Genomic DNA, 15,795 nt, shown 5'->3' on the forward strand with positions numbered 1-15,795 from the left:
AGGTCGAGGTCAGCCAGGCGAACACCCAGTGGGTCAGCGAGCCGAAGGACTGGCCACGGCCACGGATGCGGTTCGGGAAGATCTCGGAGATGAACACCCAGATCACCGCGCCCTGACCGAAGGCGTGAGCGGCGATGAAGACCAGCAGGCCGCCCAGGACCAGGAAGCTGGACTGGGAGTCGAACGCGCCGCCGAGGGCCTGCTCGTAGTAGAACATCAGCGCGGACATGAAGCCCAGGCTGACGATGTAGCCGATCGAGCCGATGATCATCAGCTTCTTGCGGCCGATCCGGTCGATCACGGTCAGTGCGGCCATCGTTGCGACCAGGTTCATGAAGCCGACCGCGATGCTCATCTGGAAGGCGGCATCGGTGGAGGCGCCGGCCTTCACCATGACGACCGGGGCGTAGTACAGGATCGCGTTGATGCCCGACATCTGGTTGAACATGGCGATCATGAAGGCCAGCATGATGACCTTGGCATGGCTCTTGGTGAAGAACGGCACCTTCGGCGCGTTCTCGGCGGCGGCCAGCGAGGAGTCGATCTCCTGGATCTGGAAGTCGGCCTCTTCCTTGCTGGTGGTCAGCTTGGCGATGACGTCGCGACCGGCCTGCTCCTGGCCGTTGGCCATCAGCCAGCGCGGGGTCTCGGGAACCGAGAAGAGCATGATCAGGAAGATCGCGGCGGGGATGGCCATGACGCCGAACATCCAGCGCCAGTCGCTGGTCTCGTCGTTGACGACAGCGCGGACGATGGTGTTCGACAGGTAGGCCAGCAGGATGCCGAGCACGATGTTGAACTGCACCAGGCCGACCAGGCGTCCGCGGACCTTCGCGGGGGCGATCTCGGCGGTGTAGATCGGCGCACACACCGACGCCGCACCGACGCCGATGCCACCCAGGAACCGGAAGATCTCCAGGGTGATGATGTCGTGGGCGAACGCCGAACCGAGGGCGCCCGCCAGGTAGAGGATGCCGATCACGAACAGCACCGGCTTGCGGCCGTAGCGGTCGGCAGGCTTGCCGGCGGTCAGGGCGCCGAGGATGGTGCCCAGCAGGGCCATACCCACGGCCCAACCGAGGTAAGCGTCGGACAGTTGGAAATAGGACTTCAGTTGCTCAGTGGTTCCGGAAATGACTGCGGTATCAAATCCGAAGACCAGGCCACCGATCGAGGCGACCAGCGCACTTCGTATCACGAGGGGTCTCATGCGCGACATGCTAAGGGTACGCGTCGGCGAAGTAACGGGATTGCGGCGCCGACATTTCGAACCCACACCACCCCACTCGAAACCACAACCAACGGCATTCCAATCCGGCCAAAACCCACTGTGACTATCGTTGTCCGGTGATCGGACGCCGCACGCTGCTCGCCGCTGCCCTGCTGGGCGGAGCCACGGCCGCGGTCACCGGCTGTGCCGCCACCCCGCCGGGCTCACCCACCGATTCACCCTCGCCGGTGCCCCCGGTTCCCTCCTCACCGGCGCGAGCGCCGTCCGGAGGACCGTTCACGCTGCGGCTGATGTCGTGGAATGTGATGACCCAGGGGCTGGGTCCCGACTGGTACGGCTCGTCGATGCCGCGCCAGGATCATCTCTGGGCGACGCGGGCACCGCGCGTCCAGCAGTGGCTCCAGGCAACCGACGCCGATGTGGTGTGCTTCCAGGAGGCGCTCGGCACCCGGGACGCCGCGGGCCGGCCGTCCAATCTGATGGTGGACATGCTGCCCGATCGTGGCTGGGCTCACATCGACCACTTCCTGCCGATCATGTTCCGCGAGTCGATGCTGGAGTTGCGCGACTCCGGGGTCACCGAGATCTATCCCGGCAGCCAGACGTCACCGTGGCAGCGGTACTGCACGTGGGCGAAGCTGCGGCACCGCGCCACCGGACGCGAACTGATCGCGTTCAACACTCACCTGGCACCGTTCCAGACCATCGAGATCGCCCGCATCCGGTCCGCCACGGTGAGCCGGCTGATCGACACCATGCGGCACGCGGATCCCGGCTACCGGACGCCGGCCGTGCTGGCCGGGGACTTCAACGCCCGGGCCGACGAGCGGCGTCCGGTCTACTCCGATCATCTGCGCAAGCTGCAGGCGGACGGCTGGCGCGACTCGGCCCGGATCGCCCGCCGCGACACCTCGGCCGTCCGCGGGGTCAGCACCCACAACGCCTTCGGGGCGACCGTGGCCGGCAGTTGGCACTACCGGCTGATCTCGACCAGCGGCAAGAACGTCGACTACCTGTGGGTGCGTCCGGGCGCGACCGTGCTCGAGCGGCAGACCTACACCGGCCCCGGGATACGCCGGCTGAAGCTGTCGGACGGCCGTCGCTACCCGTTCTTCGCCGACGGTCCGGTGCCCTCGGATCACTGCCCCGTGCTGGCCCGCGTCCGGTTCTCGCCAACCTGAGCACGCACGGACCCTCCTCTCCGGCAACGGTTCGAGCAGCTCAACCGACGACAACGCAACGATGCCCGGGCACGCAGGCCCGGGCATCGTCGAGAAGATCGCTTGATCAGCCGATGGTCTTACCGGCCGAGCGCAGGTTCTCGCAGGCCTCGACCACGCGAGCGGCCATGCCGGCCTCGGCCGCCTTGCCCCAGGCGCGCGGGTCGTACATCTTCTTGTTGCCGACGTCGCCGTCGACCTTCAGCACGCCGTCGTAGTTGCTGAGCATCCAGCCGGCCACCGGGCGGGTGAACGCGTACTGGGTGTCGGTGTCGACGTTCATCTTGACGACGCCGTAGTCGACCGCGTCGCTGATCTCCTGCGGGGTCGAACCCGAGCCGCCATGGAAGACCAGGTCGAACGGACGGTCCTTGCCGTACTTGGCGCCGACGGCGTCCTGGATCTCCTTGAGCACCTCGGGACGCAGCTTGACCGAGCCCGGCTTGTACACGCCGTGCACGTTGCCGAAGGTCAGCGCGGTGATGTAGCGGCCCTTCTCGCCCAAGCCGAGGACCTCGATGGTGCGCAGGCCGTCCTCGACGGTGGTGTAGAGCTTGTCGTTGATCTCGGCGGCGACGCCGTCCTCTTCGCCACCGACCACGCCGACCTCGATCTCGAGGATCTGGCGAGCCTTCGAGGTGAGGGCGAGCAGCTCATCGGCGATCTGCAGGTTCTCTTCCATCGGCACTGCGGAGCCGTCCCACATGTGCGACTGGAACAGCGGCTCGAGGCCACGGTCGACGCGCTCCTGCGAGATGGCGATGAGCGGCTTGACGTAGGTGTCGAGCTTCTCCTTCTGGCAGTGATCGGTGTGCAGCACGATGTTCACCGGGTAGTTCTTGGCCACCACCTGGGCGTACTCGGCCAGTGCGACGGCGCCGGTGACCATGTGCTTGATGGTCGAACCGGACCCGTATTCGGCACCACCGGTGCTGACCTGGATGATGCCGTCGGAACCGGCGGCGGCGAAGCCCGCCAGAGCGGCGTTGATGGACTGCGACGAGGTGATGTTGATCGCCGGGAAAGCGAACGATCCGGCCTTCGCGGCGTCCAGCATCTCGGCGTACTTCTCGGGTGTTGCGATGGGCATTCCTGCGCTCCTCACGGGGTTCTCGGGGCGCCACCATCAACGGTGACGCCTACGAAGGACCAGGCCAGTCTTGCAAACTACGGGGGTCCGCGCGACCTGTTTCGGCAAGCTGCGGACGCCAGTTGTCCGGCGCCCGGCGCGGGTCAGTCGTCCAGTCTGGACAGATCGATCCAGGAGCGGCCGCCGGAGAGCGCCCGCACCGCCGAATCGATGTTCGCCGGCAGCGCGCTCAGGTAGTTCATCGGCACCGTGGCGGAGCGTCCGTCGCGGGCCTCCACGCGCAACAGCGGTGAGCGTCCGAGCCGGCCGGGAGCGGCGCGAAAGGCACCCACCTCGGGCCAGGGCAGCCACAGCCCGGCCACCCAGACGCCGTCACGGGTGGTGGCGAAGGCCGGTCCGGGAGTGACCAGTTTGGCGTCGGCCCGGGCCTGCCGCAGGCCGGTGCCGGTGACGATCACCCAGACCAGCCCGATGGCCAGCGCCGAGCCGATCAGCCAAGGACCGAACGAGCCGACCTGATCGGCGAAGAAATACCAGACGGCTCCGCCGATGGCCACCGAGACCGCCGTCGAGATCAACCGCTGGATCAGCATCGAACGCCGGCGGGCGACAGCCGCCTGGGCAGCCTCCGGTGCGTAATACACCACGTACTCCCCGCCGCCGTTCACAGCCGCCATCGTAGTGGGGGCCGGGACCCCCGTCCCCCAGGGCCCTCCCTAACTACCTGCGCCCTCCCGCATGTGGGAGGGCGCAGGTAGTTAGGGAGGGTTTTACCGGGCAGTCCGGGCCGGGCCGGCCCAACGGGAGGCCCAGTGGTACATGGCGATCGCGGCGGCGGCACCGGCGTTCAGCGACCTGGTCGAGCCGTACTGGGTGATCGAGACCAGCGAGGCGCAGCCGGCGACCACCTCCTCGGTCAGGCCGGGGCCCTCGGAGCCGAAGACCAGGCAGCAGCGCTGGGGCAGTTCGGTGCGTTCCAGCGGCACCGATCCGGGCAGGTTGTCCACGCCGACCGGGACGACATCGGCGGCGGCCAGCGCGTCCAGGAAGCTCGGCACGTCCGGGTGGTGCTCGACGTGCAGGTAGCGGTCGGTCACCATCGCTCCTCGCCGGTTCCAGCGCCGGCGTCCGAGAATGTGCACCGCGGCCACATTGAACGCGTTCGCCGTCCGGACCATGGAGCCGATGTTGAAGTCGTGCTCCCAGTTCTGGATCGCCACATGCAACGGGTGCCGACGGGTGTCGAGGTCGGCCACGATCGCCTCCAGCCGCCAGTACCGGTAGTGATCGACCACATTGCGGCGGTCACCCTCGGCGAGCAGCGCCGGATCGAGGCGCGGATCCTCCGGCCAGGGGTGCGGATGCGGACCCACCCCCACGGTGGGGGCGGTCGGATCCGCCGCACCCGGAGCGGTGGCCGGATCCGAGCCGGATCTCCGGGCGATTTCCGCGACGTCCGTGCCGTCGGCGAGCACGCCTTTCATGAAATCTGGCGGTCGCTCGTTTTCTGCCTCCACGGAGCCCAAGGTAGCCTCGATCATCGTGACCCTGCTTCCTTTGCTCGCGCCACTGCTGCTACCCGACTGGATGGACCCCGAATACCTCATCCACGCCCTGGGCAACTGGGCCCTGTGGGGCGTGGCCCTGGTCCTCATCATCGAGTGCTCGATCTTCCCGATCCTGCCCGGCGATTCGTTGCTGTTCACCGTCGGCATGTTCATCGCGATGGATCCGCCGTCGATCACCTTCGCCGGGATGAGCCAGCCGATGGTGCTGCTCGTCTCGTGCGTGATCCTGATGATCGCCGCGGTCCTCGGCAACGTGTTCGGCTACTTCGTCGGCAAGTGGATCGGCCCGGCGATCTTCAAGCCCCGTGAGGGCTTCTGGGGCCGGATCTTCGACCCCAAGCGGGTTGATCAGACCCACGAACTGATGGAGCGCTACGGCCCGCGTGCCCTGGTGCTGGCCCGCTTCGTGCCGTTCGCCCGGACGTTCATCACGCTGATCGCCGGCATCGGCCGGATGGACTTCCGCAAGTTCATCACCTGGACGGGCGTCGGCGCCGTGGTCTGGGCGGTCGGCATCACGGTGCTCGGCTACTTCATGGGCAACCTGCCGTTCATCCACACCAACCTGGAGTTGGTGCTGGTCATCATCGTGCTGATCTCGGTGCTGCCGATGGTCTTCGAGTACCTGCGTGAGCGCCGCAAGCTGAAGGCGGAGGCGACCTCCTCGTCCGAGTGATCGGGCCTCGGCACCCTCGACCAGCGCTGATGGTCGACCGATGACCCGCCGATAGCAATGGCCCCCGGTTCACGAACCGGGGGCCATCTGCTTGCTCGCAGGTCAGGACTGGGGCGGCGTGTAACCACCCTGGGACGGACCGTTCTGCTGCGGCGGCTGGTAGGGCGGCGGCTGATCCTGCTGCGGATACTGCTGACCCTGCTGCGGCGGGTACTGCTGGCCCTGTTGCGGCTGGCCGTACTGCTGCGGCTGAGTGGGCTGCTGACCCTGCCCGTACTGCGGGGGCTGCTGCTGGTACTGCTGGCCCTGCGGCGGCTGGCCGTACTGCTGCGGCTGCTGCTGGTATTGCGGCTGCTGTCCGCCGAACTGGCCCGGCGAGGGGGCCGAGTAGTTCTGGCCCTGGTACGCCTGCGGGTTCGGCAGGTCGCTGGACGACTGCGGCGCCGCATTGAGTTGGGCATTGGTGGGCTCGGACGACTGCGGCGACTCGCCGCGGTAGCTGATCTCGCCGAAGTTGACGTCAGGCGCACGTCGCACCTCGGCGTCGTTCACCTCGAAATAGGTGGCCTTCTCGAACTTGAACATGCCGGCCAGGATGTTCGACGGGAACGAGTCGACCTTGGTGTTGTAGTTGCGGACGTTGGCGTTGTAGAAGCGACGCCCGGCGGCGATCCGGTCCTCGGTGTCCACCAGTTCGCGCTGCAACTCGAGGAAGTTCTGGTTGCTCTGCAGCTGCGGGTAGGCCTCGACGCTGACGATCAGGTTGTGGACGGCTTCGGACAGCTGCGCCTCGGCGACCGCCCGCTGTTCGGCGGTGCCGCCCTGCTGGGCGAGCGCGGCGGCCTGGTTGCGCATCCGGGTCACGCCTTCGAGCGTGTTCCGCTCGTGGGCCGCGTAGGCCCGGACGGTCTCCACCAGACGCGGAATGAGGTCGTAGCGCCGGTTCAACTCGACGTCGATCTGACGCCAGGATTCCTGGATCATGTTCCGGTCGCGCTGGAAGCCGTTGTACAACGACACGGCGTACAGGCCGACCAGCACCGCGATGATCACCAAGATCACCAGGAACCACAAAATGCCACTCATGGGCGAACTCCTTGTCGTGGACGGGGTGCGCGGTCCAGCCTAACGGCTGCCGGGCGCGCAGCGGTTGCGGAACCCGTCACCCTCTGCCCGTGCCTCGCGGTCGCTGCGGGCGGCGACCAGTCCGTGGTCGTAGGCGGCGATGACCAGTTGGGCCCGGTCCCGGGCGGCGAGCTTGGCGAGCAGGTTCCCGATGTGGGTCTTGACGGTGCCCATCGAGATCACCAGCGTGCCGGCGATCTCCTGGTTCGACAGGCCTCGTCCGACCAGGGTGAGCACCTCGGTCTCACGCTCGGTGAGGAGGGCCGGACGGCGTGGCCGGGCGTGGGCGACCCGGTCGAGATAGTGGCCGATCAGCCGGGTCAGGATGGCCGGCGCGAACAACGACTCCCCCGCGTGGGTACGCAGCACGGCATCCACCAGGCGGGCCGGCTCGGCGTCCTTGAGCAGGAAGCCGCTGGCACCGTGACGCAGTGCGGTGAGCACATAGTCGTCCAGGTCGAACATGCTCAACACCAGGACGCGGGTGTCAGCGAGCGTGGGGTCGGCGACGATCCGCCGGGTAGCTTCCAGCCCGTCCCCACCGGGCATCCGGATGTCCATCAGCACGACATCGGGCCTGGTCCGGACGGTTTCGGCGACAGCTTCGGTGCCGGTAGCGGCCTCGGCGACCACCGCGAGCCCGGCGTCGCGAAGGATCGTCCGCAGGCTGTGCCGGATCAGCGGCTGATCGTCGGCGATCAGCACCGTCACCGGGGTCATGGCGTCTCCCGATCGGGTAGGCGGGCCTCGACCCGGAAACCTCGCCCCAGGCTGTCGATGGCGAGGGTGCCGCCCAGGGCGGTGACCCGCTCACGCAGACCCGACAGTCCGCGGCCGGCGCCCCGGTGGGGGCGCCAACCCGCCGCGGGACCGTCGTCCTCGGCGCCGACCACGACCGTGTCGCCTTCACGCCGAACCTCGACCCGGGCCGGGACCGGACCGGCGTGCCGGGCGGTGTTGGCCAGGCATTCGCGGACGACGGCGCAGACGGTGAGCTGGACGCCGGCCGAGACCGGGGCGTCCGGGACGGCGTCCAGGGTCGCGACGACCCCTACTCGCGACGCTGCGGCGACGATCGCCGGTAGGTCCGCCATGGTTTCGGCGGGCCGCAACGGCGCATCGCTGCCGGGTTCACGCAGCACCGTGAGCATCCGGCGTAGTTCGGTGGTGGCGTCCCGTCCGGCTCGCTCGATGTCGGCGAGCGCGGCGCCACGCTCGGCGTCGGCGTCCGGGCCGTGGGTACGCCGCGCGGCCGCGGCGCGCAGGGTGATCAGGCCGAGCCCGTGCGAGGCCAGGTCGTGCAGGTCACGCGCGATCCGCAACCGTTCGGACTGGACGGCCCGCTCGGCAGCCCAGGCGGTCAGCTCGTTCTCGTATTCGCGGCGCTGCCGCCGTTCGTGGAGTGCCGCCCAGGCCAGCACGAGCACGGCGACCACGACTGCCACCGCAGCGGCCGCGGTGGCCAGCACGGGTTGATCCACCCCCACGGTCGAGATCACCAGCAGCAGTGCCGCCAGGGTGGCGCCGGCGACCAGCCAGCCGCGGGAGCGCAGCACGGGGCGGTCGGCGGTCTGCATTGCAGTGAGTCTAGGAACGCTCCCTGGCCGGCGCATCGGCCCGAGGTCGGAGGGACCGGGGTCGGAGGCGCGCGACCAGGACCCGGCTCGGGGTCGATGTCTACCGGCGCGGCGTCCGGTGGGGTGGGTGGACATGATCGACATCGAACAACTCGTCAAACGGCACGGCGCCCGCACCGTCCTCGACCGGGTCGGGTTCCAGGCCGCACCCGGCCGGGTCACCGCCTTCCTCGGCCCCAACGGTGCCGGCAAGTCGTCCACCCTGCGCATCCTGGTGGGGCTCGACCGGGCCGACGGCGGTCACGCGCTGGTCGCCGGACGCCGCTACTCCGAACTCGCCGCCCCGCTGCGCACCGTCGGTTCGATGCTGGACGGCTCGGGTGCGCACCGCTCGCGGACCGCACGCGCCCACCTGGCCTGGGTGGCGCGCAGCAACGGGATCGGAGGTCACCGGATCGCCGAGGTGCTGGACCGCGTCGGCCTCACCGACCATGCCCGGGCGCGGGTCGGCAGCTATTCGCTGGGCATGGGGCAACGCCTCGGGCTGGCCGCTGCTCTGCTCGGTGAACCCGAGGTGCTGGTGCTGGACGAGCCGGTCAACGGGCTGGACCCGGAGGGCATCCGGTGGATCCGTGGGCTGCTGCGTGGGCATGCGGACGCCGGCGGCACGGTGCTGCTGTCCAGTCACCTGATGAGCGAGGTGGCCGGTCTCGCCGACGACATCGTGATGATCGCCGGCGGCCGGATCGTCGCGTCCGGCCCGCTGGACGAGGTGACCAGCGGTTACGCCGACCTGGAGGACGCCTTCTTCGCGCTGACCGACGCCGAGGCGTCCCGATGAGGTTGATCCGGGCAGTGTCCGCCGAGCTGTCCAAGTGCCTCACCCTGCCCGGCGGGCGGGCCGGCATCGCGGTGGCCATGCTGGGCTCGATAGCGCTCACCGTGCTGAACGCGATGACGGCACGGCGCGCGCTCGCCTCCGGACAACCGGAGTTGATCGCCAGCGCGTCCCCGTTCGAGACGGCGTTCGCGGCGATGCCGCTCGGCACGGTGGGGGCGGTGGTGCTGGGGGTGATCGCGATCGGCAGCGAGTACACCCCGAACAGCCCGGACGCTGGCGGCGGCCGACAGATCGGCACCACACTGACCGCGCTCCCCCAGCGGATCGGGCTGTTGAGTGCGAAGGCGGTCGCGGTGGTGCTGCTGGTGGTGGGGATCGCCGCGGTGACGCTGCCGGTCAGCATCGGCGTCGCCCGGCTGATCGTCGGCGAGTTCGCGGTGGAGAGCGTCTCCGTCGCCGAGGCGGTCGTCCGCTGCCTGGGCGGAACGCTGTACTGGACGCTGACCGGGCTGATGGCGCTGGCCATCACCACGCTCACCCGCAGCGCGACGGTGCCGCTGATCGTGCTAATCATGAACAACTCGCTGGTGTCGTTCTCGCTGCTGCTGACCAACCTGACCTCGCTGGCGCACTGGCTGCCCGACCTGGCCGGACGCCGGCTGTTCACCGGCATCGACACCGTCGACGGTGGGCTGGACGCCGTCCCGGGCGCCTGGGTGATGGCCGCCTGGACGGTGGCGTTGCTGCTGGTTGCCGGCGCCGTGCTGCGCAGGAGGGACGCATGACCGCGCCGGGGCTGGGCAGCGCCGTCGCCGCTGAACTCGACAAGTTGCGGACGCTGCCCGCGATGCTGCTGGCGCTAGCGGGGACGATCGTGGCCGGTGCCGCGCTCGGATCGGCTTTCGCTGCCGCTGCCGTCGCCGGCCGCGTTGCGCTCACCGCCACGGAGGCGACCCTCGCCACGGTGCCCTATCTGCAGGCCGGAATGCTGGTCGTGGGGGCGTGGCCGTTCACCCACGAATACGCCGGGAGTCAGATCCGCAGCACCCTGGCGGCGATGCCGCGCCGTCCGCGGCTGCTGGTGGCCAAGACGATCGCCACCCTGGTGGCTGCGGGGCTGACCGCCGCCGGGACGGTGGCCGTCACCTGGGCCGCCGGCGCGATCACCCTGCGCGCGCACGGCATCCCGGAGGGTGACGTCGGTCTGGGGTCATTGGTGGGCGCGGTCGGTTACCTACTGCTGATGGGGCTGCTGGCGGCCGGGGTCGCGCTGCTGGTGCACCACCTGGTGCCCACATTGGTCACCACGCTCTCGGTGGTGATGATCGCGTCGCCGTTGCTCGCGGCGCAGAGCGAGCACGCCCGCTGGCTGCCCGACCGGGCCGCCCAGCAGCTCTACGCCGCCACGGACGCCGTCCTCACCCCCGGCACCGGATCACTGGTCGCGCTGGGCTGGGTCATGGCGATCGGCGGCATCGCCGCGCTCCGGTTCGTCCGTCGCGACGCCTGACACTCCTGCCGCGCCATTCGAGGTTTCGACAAGCTCAACCAGCGGTGGGGACGTTGGGCACCAGGGCTCAGGCCAGCTCCAGGTCGGCCAGACCCACGGCGTAGCGGTACGGGACGCCGGCCGCTTCGATCACCTCGGCGGCACCGGTGGCCCGGTCGACGATCACCGCCACGCCGACCACCTCGCCGCCCTCGGAACGGACGGCCTCGATGGCTTCCAGCGGCGAGCCGCCGGTGGTGGAGGTGTCCTCGACGACCAGGACCCGGCGTCCGTTGACCGCGGCGCCCTCGATCCGGCGCTGCATGCCGTGCGCCTTCGCCTGCTTGCGGACGACGATGGCGTCCAGCCGGCCACCGGCGGCGGCCGCGGCGTGCAGCATCGAGGTGGCCACCGGATCGGCGCCCATCGTCATGCCGCCCACCACGTCGAAGTCCCAGTCGGCGACCAGGTCGTTCATCACCCGTCCGACCAGCGGGGCGGCCACGCCGTCCAGCGTGACCCGGCGCATGTCGACGTAGTAGTCGGCCTCCTTGCCCGAGGTGAGGGTGACCTTGCCGTGCACGACGGCGAGTTGCTTGATGTGCTCGATCAGCTCAGAACGATCCGACATGGCCGCCACCCTAGTGCCCCGCCAGAGGGTGCTGAGCGCCTCACTTCTTGATGGTCTCGATGAGTTCGCCGAAGGCCACCGAGCGTTCCGGTGAGTGGAAGAAGTTCCGGCAGGTGATCAGGGTGATCAACCGCTTGGTGGGCTGCTTCGGCTCGACGGGTTCGACTCCCGGCGGCTCCGGCACCGGATTGACCACCCAGGTCTCCCTCTTGTCGACGGTCAGGTCGGCGGCCGAGCTGGTCAGCGCATAGATGTAGGTGGCGTCCCTGGTCTCCACGATGATCCGGGCACCCGGCTTCAGGTCGAGCAGCGGCACGAACGGTCCGGACGCCCCACGATGGCCGGCGACGGCGAAGTTGCCGACCTGTCCGGGCGCCGCGGTGTTCTCGAACCAGCCGACCCCCACGCTCAACGCATAGGGGGTGGTGCCGGTCATCACCGCGACCTCGAAGTCAGGCCCGAACTCGGGAATCCGCAGCAGCCCGACCGCATTGCCGGGAATCGTGGACGCCGGGGTGCGGCCGGCAGCCCACCCCTTCTTCACCTCGTCGACCTGCTGTTGGGCCGCTTTGGTGTCCATCACAGGGTTGAGGTAGGCGTCCCAGAGATAGAAGCCGAGCAGGCCCAGGCCGGCGATCAGCAGCGTCGCGCCGATGACGGTCAGGCCCCAGCGCCGACGCGGTTTCGGCGTGGGCTTCTCGGGCAGTCCGGCGGAGGGTGTCGCCGTGGTACTGCTCATCGCCCTATTGTGCACCGGCCGACAACGGGTTGCGGCGGCTGGATCGGGTGGTCAGCTGAACCAGCCGCGTCCGTTCGCCGGACCTGGGGAATCCTGTGGGTCGGCGTCCGCGAAGGGCTCAGCGGTGCCGAGCCAGCGGCGCAAACCCGCTCCGGTGAGGGACCGGTAACCGAACAGGGCGTGCCGGGTCACCTCCTCCAACGCGGCCAGTGGCAGCGGCGCCCGTGAACCGAGGGCAACCAGGTTGCCGTAGCGGCGTCCCTTCCACACCGCCGACTCAGCGGTCACCAGCAGGTGCGGAAAGCTGCGCGCGGCGCCGGCCAGACACCTCCGCGCCCAGCCGAACGGCGCCTGATCGGCGAGGTTCATCAGCACCACCCCGTCGGGGCGCAGCACCCGGCCGGCGTCGGCGAAGAACTCCGCGGTGGCCAGCGAGCCCGGCACGTGCAGGCCGTCGAAGGCGTCCACGATCAGCGCATCGGCGTAGTCGGCGGGCATCGCCGCCAGCCCGCTGCGGCCGTCGGTGGTGCGCACCTTGATGCCGGCATGCCTGCCGAGCGGCAACTTGCGTCGCACCTCGTCGAGCAGGTCGGCGTCCGGTTCGCAGACGATCTGCGCCGTGCCCGGACGGACCGCCGCCAGCCAGCGGGGCAGGGTCATCCCGCCACCACCCAGATGCACCGCCCGCAACCGGACGCCCGAGGGCCGCCGCAGCACGGTCGCCTGCAGCGCCTCGGCGATCCGCTGGACGTACTCGAACTCCAGCCGGAGCGGATCATCGGGATCCACCCAGGACTGCTGGGTGGAGCCGCTGCGCACCAGGAACGCGCCGCGCACCTCCCGGTCGGGTTCGAGGCGCCCGGTCACCGGACGGTCACGATCAGTCCGGCGACGAGCTTGCCCGTGCCGTGCCGCGATACATCGGCGCGCGGGATGGTCACCAGGTCCATGACCCCAGTGTGGCCGGGGCAGCAGCTTCAGTGCCAAGAAACGACGATCGGGATCGGGCACGGACAGCCGTTCCCGATCCCGGTCCTTATCCGACGCTCCCGATTTCCGACGTGCGCAATGCGACCAATTGCGACCAGCTCCAGCCACAGCTGGGGGACGCCACGGCGAGGCGAAGCCGCCCCTGGCGGGATATGGGGGCGGCGGGCCTAGAGTATGGGCGAGCTTCAGGAGGGTGCATGAACTCGGAAAAGGTCATCTTCGGCTTCTTCATCACATTGGCGGCCGCGCTGAACTTCGGCTTCTGGACCGGGGACATGGACAAGATCGAGTTCCACAATGTGTGGGAACTCGCCGCGGCGATCGTGGTCAGCCTGATCGCCACCGTGCTCAAGTTCGGCGACCGGACACAGCTGGGCGCCGTCCACCTGGCCACCTCGCTGGTCGCAGACGTCCAGCTGATCGCCGCCGCAATCGTCTGGAGCTGGGCGGCCACCTCACCGGCCGGCGTCACCCCTTCGGAGATGGCGACGGTGGTGTCGATGTCGGCGGGCGCGCTGCTGGCCAACCTGGTCTCGGTCGCGCTGATGATCTCCGAGATCATCACCGCCCGCCGCTAGGCGGCCCGGCGGCGCTTCGATGAACAACGTCACCTATCTGTTCCTGCGGCGCATGCGTGTGCCGCTGGTACTGGTGATCAGCGTCTACACGATCAGTGTCTTCGGGCTGGCGGTCGTACCGGGGGTCGATGACGCCGGAAACCCGACCCCGGGGATGGGGTTGTTCAACGCCTTCTACGTGATCAGCTACACCGGCACCACCATCGGCTTCGGCGAATTGCCGAACCCCTATTCGGGGCCGCAACGGATGTGGATGATCGTGGCGATCTACATGACGGTGGCGGGCTGGTCCTACGCCGTCGCCACCGTCGTCGGATTGTTGCAGGAACCCGCGTTCCAGAACGCACTGCGGCGGGGCCGGTACGCGCGTCGGATCCGCCGGCTGCGTGAGCCGTTCTACATCGTCTGCGGTGTCGGCGAGACCGGAACCCTGGTCTGTCACGGCCTGGACCGGCTGGGCATGCGGTTCGTGGTGGTGGACTCCGACGCCGTCCGGATCGACCAGATCAAACTGGAGGAGTTCCATGCCGACCCCCCGACGGTGGTCGCGGACGCCTCTCAGCCGGCCAATCTGATCGGGGCCGGGCTGATGTCACCGCACTGTCGCGGGGTGATGGCACTGGCCGCCGACGACATCGCCAACCGGGCGATCGCGGTCACCGCCCGGCTGTTGCGTCCCGGCCTGCCGGTGATGGCACGGGTCGGCGACCCGCACACCGACCACACCATGGGCGCCTTCGGCGGCGACATGGTGATCAACCCGTTCGAACGGTTCTCCACCTACCTGGCGCTCGCGGTCGCCCGTCCCGAGCGGTACCGGCTCGGCCAGATCCTGACCGGGTTCCCCGGCGACGACCTGCCCGAACGCCACCATCCGCCACGCGGGCACTGGATCATGTGCGGCTACGGCCGCTTCGGGCACGGCGTCCGGGAGGCCCTCACCAAGGCCGGCAACCAGGTCACCGTGATCGACCGGCTGCACTACGGCGAGGAGGGCGTGGACGTCGAGGGCACCGGCACCGACTCGGCCAGCCTGAAGAAGGCCGGCATCGAGGACGCCGTCGGGATCGTGGCCGGCAACGCCAGTGACCTGAAGAACCTGGCCATCGCGCTGGTCGCCCGTGACCTCAAACCCGACATCTTCGTGGTGACCCGGCAGAACCAGATCAGCAACACCACCCTGTTCGAGGCCTTCCACGACGATCAGTGCATGCAGCCGAGCCGGATCGTCGCCCGCGAGTTCCTGGCCCTGATCACCACCCCGCTGCTGGACCGGTTCCGCTGGGAGATTCGTGGCGCGTCCGAGAAGTGGGCAGCCGAACTGAGCGAGGCATTGTCGTACCTCAACGGCGGCTACACCCCCGAGCTGTGGGGCGTCACCATCGACTCCGAACACGCGGGCGCCGTCGTCGAGGCGATCGAGGACGAGCACTGGGTGAACATCGGCCATCTGCTGACCGACCCCTACGACCACGACAATCCGGCCAACGCCCTGGTGCTGATGGTCTCCCGCGGCGACGGTGGCGCGATCCTGCCGACCACCGGCTACCAGCTGGAGGTGGGCGACCAACTGCTCATCGCCGGTTCACCGGAGGCCGCCCGCAAGATCGAACTGCTGATGAACAACCTCAACGTGCTGCACTACGTCCGCACCGGACGCGAGGGTGGCGGCGGCTGGATCTGGCATTTCGGCCGGAGGGTGAAGCGGCGCTGGATCAAATTCCTGTCCCGGCACTGAGCCTGATCCAGGCCACGAGGATTCGGCCAGCCGGGTCGGGCCCGCGAGGACGCTACTGACCCCGCATTGTCGTGCGCTGCTGGCGGACCCGCGCGCCGTCGGTCGATCGTCGCGGTGTCACGGGTCGTCCCTGGCGCCCCAGGGAGTCCGTTGTCGCGGTGCCCGTTCGGCGACCTCGCCGGACCGCCGAGACCGGGTGCCGCTGGACCCGCTGTACCGGCGGCGCAACACCGCCCAGACGACCGGACCGAACGCCGTTGCCGCACCGCTGATCACCAGCACAGCCACGGTGGGGACGCCGA

Annotated in this window: 18 protein-coding genes; 7 read left to right on the forward strand and 11 right to left on the reverse strand. The window is 69.2% G+C overall.

The annotated features are described in order from the left end of the window. Positions 1-1,210 (reverse strand): sugar porter family MFS transporter (locus Q0066_RS03295; RefSeq protein WP_298130015.1); only part of this gene is annotated, 1,210 nt, incomplete at its 3' end. A gap of 137 nt (positions 1,211-1,347) precedes the next feature. On the opposite strand from Q0066_RS03295, the gene Q0066_RS03300 reads away from it, so the two are divergent. Next, on the forward strand, positions 1,348-2,412 hold the full coding sequence (locus Q0066_RS03300; RefSeq protein ID WP_298130017.1) for an endonuclease/exonuclease/phosphatase family protein: 1,065 nt from the start codon (positions 1,348-1,350) through the stop codon (positions 2,410-2,412). 106 nt (positions 2,413-2,518) lie between these two features. On the opposite strand, the gene fbaA is transcribed toward Q0066_RS03300, so the two are convergent. The 3 genes from fbaA to Q0066_RS03315 form a co-directional block, all read right to left on the reverse strand. Then, complete coding sequence (gene fbaA, locus Q0066_RS03305; protein ID WP_298130018.1) at positions 2,519-3,541, reverse strand: class II fructose-bisphosphate aldolase; 1,023 nt, start codon at positions 3,539-3,541, stop codon at positions 2,519-2,521. Between the two features lie 143 nt (positions 3,542-3,684). After that, positions 3,685-4,209, reverse strand: a complete 525-nt coding sequence (locus Q0066_RS03310; protein WP_298130020.1) for a hypothetical protein — start codon at positions 4,207-4,209, stop codon at positions 3,685-3,687. A 102-nt stretch (positions 4,210-4,311) separates the two neighbouring features. After that, positions 4,312-4,920 carry a TrmH family RNA methyltransferase gene (locus Q0066_RS03315; RefSeq protein WP_298130045.1) on the reverse strand — a complete coding sequence of 203 codons (609 nt, stop codon included), beginning with the start codon at positions 4,918-4,920 and terminating at the stop codon, positions 4,312-4,314. Positions 4,921-5,083: 163 nt separating this feature from the next. Between Q0066_RS03315 and Q0066_RS03320 the strand changes: the two genes are divergently transcribed. After that, entirely contained in the window at positions 5,084-5,785 is a 702-nt protein-coding gene (locus Q0066_RS03320; protein WP_298130023.1) for a VTT domain-containing protein, read from the forward strand. Between the two features lie 102 nt (positions 5,786-5,887). Here the strand turns inward: Q0066_RS03320 and Q0066_RS03325 are convergent, their stop codons facing one another. The 3 genes from Q0066_RS03325 to Q0066_RS03335 are packed head-to-tail and all read right to left on the reverse strand — an operon-like array spanning position 5,888 to position 8,487. Continuing rightward, positions 5,888-6,871: a LemA family protein gene (locus tag Q0066_RS03325; protein ID WP_298130025.1), complete on the reverse strand. Its 984-nt coding sequence runs from the start codon at positions 6,869-6,871 to the stop codon at positions 5,888-5,890. Between the two features lie 39 nt (positions 6,872-6,910). Beyond that, positions 6,911-7,630 (reverse strand): response regulator transcription factor, encoded by a 720-nt coding sequence (locus Q0066_RS03330; protein ID WP_298130027.1) that lies wholly within the window; start codon positions 7,628-7,630, stop codon positions 6,911-6,913. Then, a complete protein-coding gene (locus Q0066_RS03335; protein ID WP_298130028.1) occupies positions 7,627-8,487 on the reverse strand; it encodes a histidine kinase in 861 nt (286 codons plus the stop codon). Before Q0066_RS03335 ends, Q0066_RS03330 begins: the two co-directional genes overlap by 4 nt. A 133-nt stretch (positions 8,488-8,620) precedes the next feature. On the opposite strand from Q0066_RS03335, the gene Q0066_RS03340 reads away from it, so the two are divergent. From Q0066_RS03340 to Q0066_RS03350, 3 genes are read left to right on the forward strand one after another with little or no spacing between them, the layout of a single operon-like run. After that, positions 8,621-9,328: an ATP-binding cassette domain-containing protein gene (locus Q0066_RS03340; protein ID WP_298130029.1), complete on the forward strand. Its 708-nt coding sequence runs from the start codon at positions 8,621-8,623 to the stop codon at positions 9,326-9,328. Continuing rightward, entirely contained in the window at positions 9,325-10,113 is a 789-nt protein-coding gene (locus Q0066_RS03345; protein ID WP_298130030.1) for a hypothetical protein, read from the forward strand. Before Q0066_RS03340 ends, Q0066_RS03345 begins: the two co-directional genes overlap by 4 nt. Then, entirely contained in the window at positions 10,110-10,838 is a 729-nt protein-coding gene (locus tag Q0066_RS03350; RefSeq protein ID WP_298130031.1) for a hypothetical protein, read from the forward strand. Before Q0066_RS03345 ends, Q0066_RS03350 begins: the two co-directional genes overlap by 4 nt. Before the next feature lie 67 nt (positions 10,839-10,905). Here Q0066_RS03350 and pyrE read toward each other — a convergent pair whose 3' ends face one another. From pyrE to Q0066_RS03365, 3 genes are read right to left on the reverse strand one after another with little or no spacing between them, the layout of a single operon-like run. Continuing rightward, complete coding sequence (gene pyrE / locus Q0066_RS03355) at positions 10,906-11,448, reverse strand: orotate phosphoribosyltransferase (RefSeq protein ID WP_298130032.1); 543 nt, start codon at positions 11,446-11,448, stop codon at positions 10,906-10,908. Positions 11,449-11,488: 40 nt separating this feature from the next. Next, positions 11,489-12,187: a sortase gene (locus tag Q0066_RS03360; RefSeq protein ID WP_298130034.1), complete on the reverse strand. Its 699-nt coding sequence runs from the start codon at positions 12,185-12,187 to the stop codon at positions 11,489-11,491. Positions 12,188-12,238: 51 nt separating this feature from the next. Further along, positions 12,239-13,054 carry a fused MFS/spermidine synthase gene (locus tag Q0066_RS03365; protein WP_298130037.1) on the reverse strand — a complete coding sequence of 272 codons (816 nt, stop codon included), beginning with the start codon at positions 13,052-13,054 and terminating at the stop codon, positions 12,239-12,241. A gap of 320 nt (positions 13,055-13,374) precedes the next feature. On the opposite strand from Q0066_RS03365, the gene Q0066_RS03370 reads away from it, so the two are divergent. Together Q0066_RS03370 and Q0066_RS03375 are read left to right on the forward strand one after the other, a co-directional pair. After that, the gene (locus tag Q0066_RS03370; RefSeq protein WP_298130038.1) at positions 13,375-13,755 is read left to right on the forward strand and encodes a DUF6394 family protein; all 381 of its coding nucleotides are present in this window, start codon (positions 13,375-13,377) and stop codon (positions 13,753-13,755) included. A gap of 19 nt (positions 13,756-13,774) precedes the next feature. Continuing rightward, a complete protein-coding gene (locus Q0066_RS03375) occupies positions 13,775-15,493 on the forward strand; it encodes a potassium channel protein (protein ID WP_298130040.1) in 1,719 nt (572 codons plus the stop codon). A 117-nt stretch (positions 15,494-15,610) separates the two neighbouring features. Here the strand turns inward: Q0066_RS03375 and Q0066_RS03380 are convergent. Beyond that, positions 15,611-15,795: hypothetical protein (locus Q0066_RS03380; RefSeq protein ID WP_298130043.1), on the reverse strand; the 185-nt coding region annotated here is incomplete at its 5' end.

Origin of the sequence: Micropruina sp. (genome assembly GCF_027492755.1) — a bacterium.
Classification (GTDB): domain Bacteria; phylum Actinomycetota; class Actinomycetes; order Propionibacteriales; family Propionibacteriaceae; genus Micropruina.

Excerpts from the sequence above, each read along its gene's own strand:
- fbaA (WP_298130018.1), bottom strand. The coding sequence starts at position 3,541 with ATGCCCATCGCAACACCCGAGAAGTACGCCGAGATGCTGGACGCCGCG.
- Q0066_RS03325 (WP_298130025.1), bottom strand. The coding sequence starts at position 6,871 with ATGAGTGGCATTTTGTGGTTCCTGGTGATCTTGGTGATCATCGCGGTG.
- Q0066_RS03330 (WP_298130027.1), bottom strand. The coding sequence starts at position 7,630 with ATGACCCCGGTGACGGTGCTGATCGCCGACGATCAGCCGCTGATCCGG.
- Q0066_RS03335 (WP_298130028.1), bottom strand. The coding sequence starts at position 8,487 with ATGCAGACCGCCGACCGCCCCGTGCTGCGCTCCCGCGGCTGGCTGGTC.
- Q0066_RS03340 (WP_298130029.1), top strand. The coding sequence starts at position 8,621 with ATGATCGACATCGAACAACTCGTCAAACGGCACGGCGCCCGCACCGTC.
- Q0066_RS03345 (WP_298130030.1), top strand. The coding sequence starts at position 9,325 with ATGAGGTTGATCCGGGCAGTGTCCGCCGAGCTGTCCAAGTGCCTCACC.
- Q0066_RS03350 (WP_298130031.1), top strand. The coding sequence starts at position 10,110 with ATGACCGCGCCGGGGCTGGGCAGCGCCGTCGCCGCTGAACTCGACAAG.
- pyrE (WP_298130032.1), bottom strand. The coding sequence starts at position 11,448 with ATGTCGGATCGTTCTGAGCTGATCGAGCACATCAAGCAACTCGCCGTC.
- Q0066_RS03360 (WP_298130034.1), bottom strand. The coding sequence starts at position 12,187 with ATGAGCAGTACCACGGCGACACCCTCCGCCGGACTGCCCGAGAAGCCC.
- Q0066_RS03370 (WP_298130038.1), top strand. The coding sequence starts at position 13,375 with ATGAACTCGGAAAAGGTCATCTTCGGCTTCTTCATCACATTGGCGGCC.
- Q0066_RS03375 (WP_298130040.1), top strand. The coding sequence starts at position 13,775 with ATGAACAACGTCACCTATCTGTTCCTGCGGCGCATGCGTGTGCCGCTG.